Source organism: Bacteroides propionicifaciens DSM 19291 = JCM 14649, assembly GCF_000375405.1.
Taxonomy (GTDB): Bacteria; Bacteroidota; Bacteroidia; order Bacteroidales; family Bacteroidaceae; genus Bacteroides_E; species Bacteroides_E propionicifaciens.
In genome coordinates, this window is sequence record NZ_AQWS01000046.1 from 1 (window position 1) to 10,696 (window position 10,696).

At 37.5% G+C, this 10,696-nt stretch carries 8 protein-coding genes and 1 tRNA gene; 6 read left to right on the forward strand and 3 right to left on the reverse strand.

What is annotated here, in order from left to right; translation table 11 throughout:
* Positions 1-22: 22 nt before the first annotated feature.
* The 3 genes from B091_RS12675 to feoB form a co-directional block, all read right to left on the reverse strand.
* A tRNA-Cys gene (locus B091_RS12675) sits at positions 23-93 on the reverse strand.
* 31 nt (positions 94-124) lie between these two features.
* Entirely contained in the window at positions 125-358 is a 234-nt protein-coding gene (locus B091_RS12680) for a hypothetical protein (RefSeq protein ID WP_155888345.1), read from the reverse strand.
* Entirely contained in the window at positions 355-2,832 is a 2,478-nt protein-coding gene (feoB, locus tag B091_RS0110915) for a ferrous iron transport protein B (protein ID WP_018110031.1), read from the reverse strand. The genes B091_RS12680 and feoB overlap by 4 nt, the downstream gene beginning before the upstream one ends.
* A 147-nt stretch (positions 2,833-2,979) precedes the next feature.
* Between feoB and tilS the strand changes: the two genes are divergently transcribed.
* From tilS to B091_RS0110945, 6 genes are all read left to right on the forward strand, one after another.
* On the forward strand, positions 2,980-4,269 hold the full coding sequence (gene tilS / locus B091_RS0110920; protein ID WP_018110032.1) for a tRNA lysidine(34) synthetase TilS: 1,290 nt from the start codon (positions 2,980-2,982) through the stop codon (positions 4,267-4,269).
* Between the two features lie 322 nt (positions 4,270-4,591).
* On the forward strand, positions 4,592-6,565 hold the full coding sequence (gene rho, locus B091_RS0110925) for a transcription termination factor Rho (RefSeq protein ID WP_018110033.1): 1,974 nt from the start codon (positions 4,592-4,594) through the stop codon (positions 6,563-6,565).
* Positions 6,566-6,719: 154 nt separating this feature from the next.
* A complete protein-coding gene (locus B091_RS0110930; protein WP_018110034.1) occupies positions 6,720-8,045 on the forward strand; it encodes an MATE family efflux transporter in 1,326 nt (441 codons plus the stop codon).
* An 81-nt stretch (positions 8,046-8,126) separates the two neighbouring features.
* The gene (gene ffh / locus B091_RS0110935; RefSeq protein WP_018110035.1) at positions 8,127-9,452 is read left to right on the forward strand and encodes a signal recognition particle protein; all 1,326 of its coding nucleotides are present in this window, start codon (positions 8,127-8,129) and stop codon (positions 9,450-9,452) included.
* Between the two features lie 16 nt (positions 9,453-9,468).
* Positions 9,469-10,350, forward strand: a complete 882-nt coding sequence (gene folD / locus B091_RS0110940) for a bifunctional methylenetetrahydrofolate dehydrogenase/methenyltetrahydrofolate cyclohydrolase FolD (protein ID WP_018110036.1) — start codon at positions 9,469-9,471, stop codon at positions 10,348-10,350.
* Between the two features lie 88 nt (positions 10,351-10,438).
* Positions 10,439-10,696, forward strand: a 258-nt coding sequence (locus B091_RS0110945; RefSeq protein ID WP_018110037.1) for a hypothetical protein, incomplete at its 3' end; no start/stop codon positions are given.

Consider the following 10,696-nt stretch of genomic DNA (forward strand, 5'->3'; position numbering starts at 1 on the left):
ATTCTCTTCTCACGCTAAGAAGAGGTACCTGGCAGATTCGAACTGCCGTAGATGGTTTTGCAGACCACTACCTAGCCACTCGGTCAAGGTACCATTTGCTTTTGCGATTGCAAAGATAGCTAATTTATTTATTCTTTTCAAAACTTTCTGTTGGTTTTTTAGAATCACTTGAACCACAAGCATGTGAATTAGTAGTATCCTTATTGATACTATTCTTTAATGCACAGCCACTTGCGCAGCTACTACACGGACTTTCATTTCTTTTTGTCCGCATAATAAAGTGATATATTTTATAGGCTACCCATCCGAAACAGATAATCAAGATGAATATTACAGCCCAGTCTTGCCAATTGTTCATATAAATAATCCTCCTATTTTATATAGTAGAAACGAAATACTCCATGCCAAAGCTGTGGTATAGACTATCGTAAATATAGCCCATTTCCAACCTCCAGTCTCTTGTTTAACGGCTACTATTGCAGCAACACAAGGGAAGTATAACAGACAGAACACCATATAGGCATAAGCAATCAATGGAGTAATACCCATGCGCTGACCTAAATTGGAGCCATCCTCATCTGCACCATAGAGTACAGAAAGTGTACTTACAACTAATTCTTTAGCCCCAGCACCCGATAACAAACCTACACCCATCTTCCAATCGAAGCCTAATGGTGCAATTGCAGGCTCTATAGCCTTACCAATATATCCGATATAAGAGTTCTCTTGTTGTTCCTGCTCACTAGCAAAATCGCCTTTAGGATAGGTACCCAAGAACCATACGATTACAGAAGCAATTAATATGATAGAACCCATTTTCTTGAGGTACTGAGATCCCTTATTCCAAGTATGACGCATAATTGCCTTACCCGTAGGCATTCGATAAGGAGGTAACTCCATAACAAAAGGTGAACGTTCGCCCTTTACTAAGAACTTCGTAAACAGTTTTGCCATAATAATAGCTAATAATATACCTATTAAATAGATAGAAAGCAAAACTAAGCCTTGATTACTAGGAAAAAAAGCACCAATCAACACCAGATAGATTGGAAGCCTTGCACCGCAAGACATCAGAGGGTTAACAAGTATAGTAACCAACCTATTCTTTCGATCTTCGATAGTACGCGAAGCCATAATAGCAGGCACATTACAACCAAAACCCATAAGCAGAGGAATAAATGACTTACCATGGAGTCCCATCTTATTCATTAGCTTATCCATTATGAAAGCAGCACGAGCCATATAGCCCGACTCTTCCATTACGGAGATAAAGAAATATAGAATAAGGATGTTAGGTAAAAATACGATAACGCCCCCTACTCCAGTTACAACTCCATTAACAAGCATATCTCGAAAAACCCCATCCGACATGTTTGAGTTGATAAATTCACCCAATTGCTCAACAAGCCACTCGATGCCCATCATAGGATATTCGCCCAGAATAAAGGTACAAGAGAACATGATATACATAAAGAGGATAAAAACAGGATATCCCCATATGCGATGCGTAACCAAATGGTCTAACCAATGCGTTATTCTTCTTGATTGCTTAACGCCAACTTTCAAAGTCTGATTGAGCAACCCTTCAATAAACTTATATTTTGAATCGGTGATAGCTGATTCGGTATCGTCGTGAAGTGATTCGGATATTTGAGCAGAAACGGTATTCCTGGTTTTAATAATATCTTCTCCATTAGGAAGAATTTCAACCATTTGTTCAAACTCAGGATCATTCTCTAATAGTTTAATAGATAGAAAACGAGTAGAGTATTTGTGTCTGATCGATTCATTTTTAGATATTTCAGCTTTTACAGCATCAATACCATCTTCCAATACTTCACCGTGATTTATATGGATATGTTTAAATACTTTCTTATTGTGAAGAATATGCGAATCGGTATAATCTTCTAAATGCTTTTCATGCTTAGACTCATCAACATAATTTTTATGCCAATCAAGCAGTTGTTTTTGAACTTCAGGGAAAATATTGCCATCTTTATCCATGAAGTCGGCACCCTCATACAAGTTAATAATAATATGGAAGAGGTTATCTATACCTTTACCCTCACGACAAATCGTAGGAACCATAGGAACTCCCAACAACTTGCTCAACTTAACATAGTCGAGCTGATCGCCTTTGGCTTCAAGCTCATCGTAAATATTAAGTGCTACAACCATCCTCAAGTTCATATCAATGAGTTGAGTAGTCAGGTATAAGTTTCGCTCCAAATTTGAAGCATCAACCACATTTATAACAATATCAGGAGTTTCTTGGACGAGGTGTTCTCGAACGTATTTCTCTTCGGGAGTATAGGCAGATAGAGAATAAGTGCCAGGTAAGTCAACGAGTTTGAAGTTATACCCTTCGAACTCAAAAAAACCTTCGTGTGCATCAACAGTTACACCACCATAATTACCAACCTTAGCATGTGAACCTGAGGCTATATTAAATAGTGAGGTTTTCCCACAGTTAGGATTCCCTACAAGCGCAACTTTGATGGTTCGACGTTTACCCAAGGCAATTCGCTCTAATTGTTCATCCGTTATATTGATATCTTCATGAAGGCCATTAAGAATATTTTCATCATCAAGGTCTTTAAGTGCATCATGCTCAGCAATGACTTCAATCATCTCTGCCTCACTACGTCTAAGTGAAACCTCATAACCTAAAATTCTATATTTAATAGGGTCTTTTAATGGAGCATTTAGGACAACTTCAACGGTTTTTCCTTTAATAAAACCCATCTCAACGATACGTTTTCGGAAACCACCATGTCCTAATACTTTTACAATTACCCCCTTCTCACCAGTCTGTAAATCGGATAAACGCATATTAACTAAATTTCTTTTGTGCAAATATATAGTATTCCATCTTAGTGGCAAATTATTTAGATTGTTTTCAAATTAAGAGGTAAAGAATACCTACAATTAGGTATATTGAACAATTTGAACTCAAATAATATCATTATATTTGCATGTATGATAAAGTCAACTATAGCCGAATATATTAAGCAAGAAAACTTAGCCAATACCAATGAAACACTTATCGTTGGGCTAAGTGGAGGCGCCGATTCGGTAGCCCTACTTCTTGTTCTAAACGAATTGGGATATAAATGCGCGGCAGCACATTGTAATTTTCACCTGCGGGGTGAAGAGTCCAATCGTGACCAAAAGTTTGCTGAAGAGCTCTGTCACAACTATCATATACCAATTTATATAGAACATTTTGACACCACTGAATATGCAGTTCAAAATAGAATATCAATCGAAATGGCTGCTCGCGATTTGCGCTATTCTTGGTTTGATAAGCTAGTAGTTGAAGGTAAAGGAGATAAGATTGCTATAGCACACCACAGAGATGATAATATTGAAACTCTGATATTAAATCTTGCCAGAGGAACTGGTCTTAAAGGTTTAACTGGCATACAACCAATTAATGGTCATATTATCCGTCCAATACTATCCATCTCACGTCAAGAGGTAGAGACGTATCTTAAAGATAAAAATCAACCTTATGTTACCGACAGCACAAACCTTGAAGATGAGTTTGCACGTAATAAGGTGCGCCTAAATATCATTCCAGCTTTAGAGCAAATAAATACGGCGTGCCAAAAAAATATTCAGAATACAATAACTTACTTAAACCAAGTTCAACTAGTATATAAGAAAGCTATAGAAGAGGCCACAAGTCGGGTTCTAAAGAATAATCAAATCGACATCAGATTGTTGTTTGGCGAGGTAAGCCCTCAAACCCTACTATACGAAATCTGTTATCCGCTGGGATTTAATAGCGCACAAATTGAAGATTTATTTAACACTTTAGAAAGCACAGAATCTAAGATATTCTTCTCTGAAGGATACAAGATTCTTAGAAATAGAGGAAAATTGCATATTGAGCCTCTCAAAGAGGTCGACACTTTGGAGCAAAGACTACCACAAATCAGTATTAATTATCAAGATATTGATACTCAATTTCAGATTCCTAGAGATAAAAACCTTGCCTGCTTTGATGCAGATCTTATAGATAAAGATAATTTAGAATTTAATAAGTGGCAAGATGGCGACTATTTTGTCCCTTACGGAATGAAGGGGAGAAAAAACATTAGTGACTTCTTCATCGACAATAAATACTCAGCTGCTCAAAAAGAGTCGCAATGGTTATTAAAGCACAATTCAGACATTATTTGGGTGGTAGGGAAACGAATTGACAACAGGTTTTGCATAACTAAAGCGACCAAAAGAGCTATAATTATTCGTATATTGAATTAGTATAACGCAATTAGAGATAAAGCACAAGCTTTAAAAGCATTATTTGGAGTCTATTATACACTTTTATGCACAAACTTACTGCATAATAAAATAAAATGATTATGTTTGCATTATTGAATTAGTGGATGCTTTAAAGCTTTTCATCTAAGAAGTATAAGCTTTTTTACATTAATTTCCTCTTCAATATCAAACTCCTACAACACATATTTTAAAAATCGATTGCTCTACACTAGTGCATATTTAAAATAAGCAATAAACGATCTGTTTACCTTAATAACAAACTACACTAGAGCTAATAAATATTAACCACTTACTATATTATATGTATAATATAATCCAATTGAACGACAAAAACTTGTCTGAACTAAAAGAAATTGCTAAAACTCTAGATATTAAAAAGATTGATTCTTTCAAGAAAGAAGAATTGGTTTATAGAATTCTAGACGAACAAGCTATTGCCGATGCTGCTAAAAAAGTGGATGGTGCTAAAAACAAAGATGATCGTAGCGACGACAAAAAGAAACGCACTCGAATGCCCGCTAAAAAAGACTCTCCGGACAAAGTTATTACTTCAAATAAAAATGGAGAAACCAGCCGACCAGAGTCAACTCCAGAGAAAACAGCAAAAGTAGTTGCAAAACCAGCTGCTAAAGCTAGTGCAAAAGAAGAAGGTGCATCTCCTGCAAAAGAAGAAGCTCCTAAAAAGAGAAAACCAGGGCGTCCTAAAAAGGCCGCAGCCGAAAAGACTACTGAACCTAAAGCTCCAGTAGCTAAAGAGACAGAAAAAAGTACGCAACCTGTTGAAAAGAAAGAAAGCAAGGTTATCGCTAAAGAACCTATAAAAAAGGAGATTAAGCCAGCTGATCCAAAAGCAGAACCTGCAAAAAAGACAGTTGAACCTAAAACAGTAGAGCTTAAAGAAGAAGATGAAAAGCTTACTTCAAAGCAAGAAACAACCGAAGTTGCTACTGAAATTCAAGAAGACTTCATTCCAATTGAAGAGATTGCGCGTAAACCCGCTTCAAAAATGGAAACTATTGTTTCGACTACTGAAGCTACACCTGCCGCAACAGCTGATAACTCTAGAAATATTGTCAGAAAGAATCTCCCTTCACCAGCCAACAATAATAAACCACGTCAAGCAAATGCGCGACCAGAAGTAAAAACTTACGAGTTTGATGATATTCTTAAAGGTGCTGGTGTACTGGAGACTATGCAAGATGGCTATGGTTTCTTACGCTCTTCTGACTATAACTACCTTTCATCACCAGATGATATTTATGTTTCTCAATCACAGATAAAACTATTCGGACTTCGCACTGGCGACGTTGTAGAAGGTGTTATCCGTCCTCCAAAAGAGGGTGAGAAATATTTCCCGCTAGTAAAAGTCGAAAAGATAAATGGAAAAGAACCTTCTCTTGTTAGAGATCGAATTTCTTTCGACCACCTTACTCCTCTTTTCCCTGACGAGAAATTCCAACTATGCAAAGGCGACTCTTCTGACACAATGTCGGCAAGAATTGTAGATTTGTTTTCACCAATAGGTAAAGGTCAGCGTGCTCTAATCGTAGCACAGCCCAAAACAGGTAAGACCATCCTGATGAAAAACATTGCTAATGCAATCTCTGCCAATCACCCAGAAGCATATATGATAATGCTACTAATTGATGAAAGACCTGAAGAGGTTACCGACATGGCGCGTAGCGTGAATGCAGAAGTTATAGCATCAACATTTGATGAACCGGCAGAACGCCACGTTAAAATCGCAGGTATCGTACTCGAAAAAGCCAAAAGAATGGTTGAATGTGGTCATGATGTAATCATATTCCTCGACTCAATCACTCGTCTAGCTCGTGCATACAACACAGTGTCTCCCGCTTCAGGTAAAGTACTTTCGGGTGGTGTAGATGCAAACGCATTACACAAACCTAAACGTTTCTTTGGAGCAGCTCGTAACATCGAAAATGGTGGTTCACTTACTATTATTGCTACAGCCCTAATCGACACAGGTTCGAAAATGGATGAAGTAATCTTTGAAGAGTTCAAAGGAACTGGTAATATGGAATTACAACTCGATCGTAACTTAGCTAATAAGCGCATCTACCCTGCTGTTAATATTACAGCTTCGAGCACACGAAGAGATGATTTATTATTAGATAAAACAACACTAGACCGTATGTGGATTTTACGCAAATACTTAGCAGATATGAATCCTATTGAAGCTATGGACTTCGTTAAAAAACGCATCGAAAACACACGCAATAATGACGAGTTCTTAATGAGCATGAACAGCTAATTAAAACTTATTATATAGTTGAATAAAAAGCAATCAGGGCGATACCTTACAGTATCGCCCTGATTGCTTTTTATGGGTTATCTAAAAGTGAGTTAAAAGCCAAATCTATTAAAATAATTAGAGGTATATTTGCGCATCCATTAATTAGATTACCATGTTTACAAACAAAAATATTTGGAAAGTAAGTTACCCTATATTGCTAAGCTTGCTGGCCCAGAACATAATCAATGTCACTGATACAGCCTTTCTTGGAAGAGTTAGCGAAGTCGCAATTGGCGGATCAGCCATGGGTGGATTATTTTACATTTGTATCTTTACGCTAGCCTTTGGTTTTAGTACAGGTTCGCAGATTGTAATAGCTCGTAGAAATGGTGAGGGACGATATTTTGAGGTCGGCCCAGTTATGATACAAGGGGTAATCTTCTTATTGGGATTAGCTTTCGTGTTATTTGGCCTAACTAAAGCTTTTGGCGGCGACATAATGCATCTTTTGGTCAGCTCTCCCAATGTTTATGATGCCACCATGGAGTTCTTAGACTACCGAATCTACGGTTTCTTCTTTTCGTTTATTAATGTAATGTTTCGGGCCTTCTATGTGGGGATTACTAAGACCAAAGTAATGACTGCAAATGCCGTCTTTATGGCACTTACAAATGTCGTGCTCGATTACGGCTTAATATTTGGACACCTGGGAATGCCTGAACTCGGAATTAAGGGTGCGGCCATTGCCTCTGTTATCGCTGAAGCAGTATCAATTCTGTTCTTCATTATCTATACCTATGCTGCAGTAGACTTTAAGAAATACGGTTTAACAAACCTTCGCTATTCATTTAACCCAAAACTACTTGGACGAATCCTGCGTATTTCATCGTTTACCATGCTGCAATACTTCCTTTCGATGTCAACATGGTTTATCTTCTTTGTTGCCGTTGAAAGACTCGGAGAACAACAACTAGCAATCAGCAATATTATCAGAAGTATTTATGTCGTAATACTCATACCTGTCAATGCCTTATCGACCACAGCTAATAGCTTGGTTAGTAACTTAATTGGTTCAGGAGGGATTAAGAATGTTAGCAAATTAGTTTGGAAGATTGCGCGAGTCTCGCTATTTATCATGATTATACTGACAACATTTATCTCTTTATTTCCACGCTTTATACTCTCTATCTATACAAATAACACCGACTTAATTGAAGGATCAGTAAGCTCTATCTATGTTATCATAGTCGCAATGCTTATTGCCTCGGTAGCCAATATCGTTTTTAGCGCAATATCAGGAACGGGGAACACACGCTCAGCTCTTTGGCTAGAAGTTATTACGCTAATTATTTACACTGGTTATGTTGCTATAGTAGGGCTAGTTCTCAAAGCTCCAGTTGAAATATGCTTCACCACAGAGATCGTTTATTACGGAATGCTGTTTATTGTGAGCTATCTCTACTTTAAAAGGGGAAATTGGCAAAACAAAAATATTTAAATATCATTGTTTTTCGTACATTTGTAACTAACTATAATAGTGAGTACTGAATAATAATAAACTTGAAATACCTAATCATATATGTTTGATAATTTAAGTGAAAGACTAGATAGGTCTTTTAAACTTCTTAAAGGTGAAGGTACTATCACCGAAATCAATGTTGCAGAAACACTAAAAGATGTACGTAGAGCTCTTTTAGACGCTGACGTAAACTATAAGGTAGCAAAGAAATTTACAGATACTGTAAAAGAAAAGGCTTTAGGACAAAACGTACTAACTGCAGTTAAGCCTAGCCAATTAATGATTAAGATCGTTCACGACGAACTGACAACATTAATGGGTGGAGAAACAGCAGACTTTGATATTCAGGGTAAACCTGCAGTAATTCTGATGTCGGGGCTTCAAGGTTCTGGTAAAACCACATTCTCAGGAAAGCTAGCTAAGTTCTTAAAAACTAAAAAGAACAAATCTCCACTTCTTGTTGCTTGTGACGTGTACCGTCCTGCAGCTGTTGACCAGCTTAAAGTTCTTGGAGAGCAAATTGGTGTACCTGTATTCTCTGAACCTGAAAGCAAAAATCCTGTAAAGATTGCACTCAATGCAATTCAAGAGGCCAAAGCGAAGGCTTACGATGTGGTAATCATCGATACTGCTGGACGTCTAGCCATTGACGAAGAGATGATGAATGAGATTGCTGCTATAAAAGAGGCGATCAACCCCAATGAAATTCTCTTTGTAGTTGACTCAATGACAGGTCAAGATGCTGTTAATACAGCCAAAGAGTTTAACCTACGTCTTGATTTCAACGGTGTAGTTCTAACAAAGTTAGATGGTGATACTCGTGGTGGTGCAGCTCTTTCTATTCGTACAGTAGTTGACAAACCAATTAAGTTTGTTGGTACTGGCGAAAAGCTAGAAGCAATTGATCAATTCCACCCTTCACGTATGGCCGATCGTATTTTGGGCATGGGTGATATCGTATCACTTGTTGAAAGAGCACAAGAACAATACGATGAGGATGAAGCGAAGAAACTTCAAAAGAAGATTCAAAAGAATCAATTCGATTTTAATGACTTCCTTTCGCAAATCCAACAAATCAAAAAGATGGGTAACCTGAAAGACTTAGCAGCCATGATTCCTGGTGTTGGTAAGGCTATTAAGGATATCGACATTGACGATGATGCATTCAAGAGTATTGAGGCTATCATTCACTCAATGACCCCAACAGAAAGAACTCAACCTGATTTAATCAACGGTACAAGAAGAAAAAGAATTGCAGACGGAAGCGGTACAAATATTCAAGAAGTGAATCGTTTACTTAAACAGTTTGACCAAACTCGTAAGATGATGAAAATGGTTTCGGGTGGACCAAGTAAACTTGCACGCTTCATGCCTAAGGGTAGATAATTTAAAATAAAAAACTATGACTTTAATTGATGGTAAAGCGATAGCTAAACAGATAAAAGAAGAAATAGCTCAAGAAGTTAATGAGATATTAGCCAAAGGTGGTAAGCGACCACATTTAGCTGCTATTTTGGTAGGACACGACGGTGGAAGTGAAACGTATGTAGCCTCAAAGGTCAAAGCTTGTGAGGAATGTGGTTTTAAATCATCACTTATTCGTTATGAAAACGACGTTACAGAAGCTGAACTTTTAAAGAAGGTTGAAGAACTAAATTTAGATGCAGACGTTGATGGTTTTATCGTTCAGCTCCCTTTACCAAAGCATATCTCTGAACAAAAAGTAATTGAAGCTATTGACTACAAAAAAGATGTGGACGGCTTTCACCCCATTAATGTGGGTCGCCTTTCTATTGGTTTACCTTGCTATATTTCGGCAACTCCCAATGGAATTCTAGAATTACTTAGAAGATATAAAATAGAGACTGAAGGTAAAAAATGCGTAGTCTTGGGTAGAAGTAATATTGTTGGTAAGCCTATGGCTTCACTAATGATGCAAAAAACTTATCCAGGTAACGCAACAGTTACAATCTGCCATAGTCACTCAAAAGATATCAAAGAAGAATGTCTTTCAGCTGACATCATCATTGCAGCACTTGGACAACCTCACTTCCTTAAGAAGGAGATGGTTAAAGAGGGTGCTGTAGTTATTGACGTGGGTACAACCCGTCTTCCTTCCGATAAAACCAAATCAGGATTCAAACTCTTTGGAGATGTTGACTTTGACGAAGTAGCTCCAAAATGTTCATTCATAACTCCTGTTCCTGGAGGTGTTGGTCCAATGACCATTGTCTCGCTGATGCGAAACACGCTACTGGCAGGAAAGAAAGAGATTTACAACTAATAAAAAAGGGGAGCCAACTAAGAGCTTCCCTTTTTTAGTTTAATATTTGTCTCGTCCTAATATAGCGTTACACAATACATGTAATGTTATGGAAGAGTCTAAAGATCAGTATGTAAAACGTACTCAAAAGGATTATAGTATGTCCTTTAAATTGTCCCTTGTTTCTGAGATTGAACGTGGAGAACTCTCTGCCACTAGTGCACAACGTAAATATGGTATTCAATCTCGTTCAACAATTGTTTGTTGGCTCAGAAAATATGGTAAATTTGACTGGGAGAATCAAACACCCAGTAATATGCCTAAGAGTCAAGAGCAGAAAATTTTAGAGTTAGAGCAGAAGGTAAAG

What these genes read in the sequence shown, in the direction of transcription:
- ffh (WP_018110035.1), top strand. Translation starts at nt 8,127, where the DNA reads ATGTTTGATAATTTAAGTGAAAGACTAGATAGGTCTTTTAAACTTCTT.
- feoB (WP_018110031.1), bottom strand. Translation starts at nt 2,832, where the DNA reads ATGCGTTTATCCGATTTACAGACTGGTGAGAAGGGGGTAATTGTAAAA.
- B091_RS0110930 (WP_018110034.1), top strand. Translation starts at nt 6,720, where the DNA reads ATGTTTACAAACAAAAATATTTGGAAAGTAAGTTACCCTATATTGCTA.
- rho (WP_018110033.1), top strand. Translation starts at nt 4,592, where the DNA reads ATGTATAATATAATCCAATTGAACGACAAAAACTTGTCTGAACTAAAA.
- B091_RS12680 (WP_155888345.1), bottom strand. Translation starts at nt 358, where the DNA reads ATGAACAATTGGCAAGACTGGGCTGTAATATTCATCTTGATTATCTGT.
- folD (WP_018110036.1), top strand. Translation starts at nt 9,469, where the DNA reads ATGACTTTAATTGATGGTAAAGCGATAGCTAAACAGATAAAAGAAGAA.
- tilS (WP_018110032.1), top strand. Translation starts at nt 2,980, where the DNA reads ATGATAAAGTCAACTATAGCCGAATATATTAAGCAAGAAAACTTAGCC.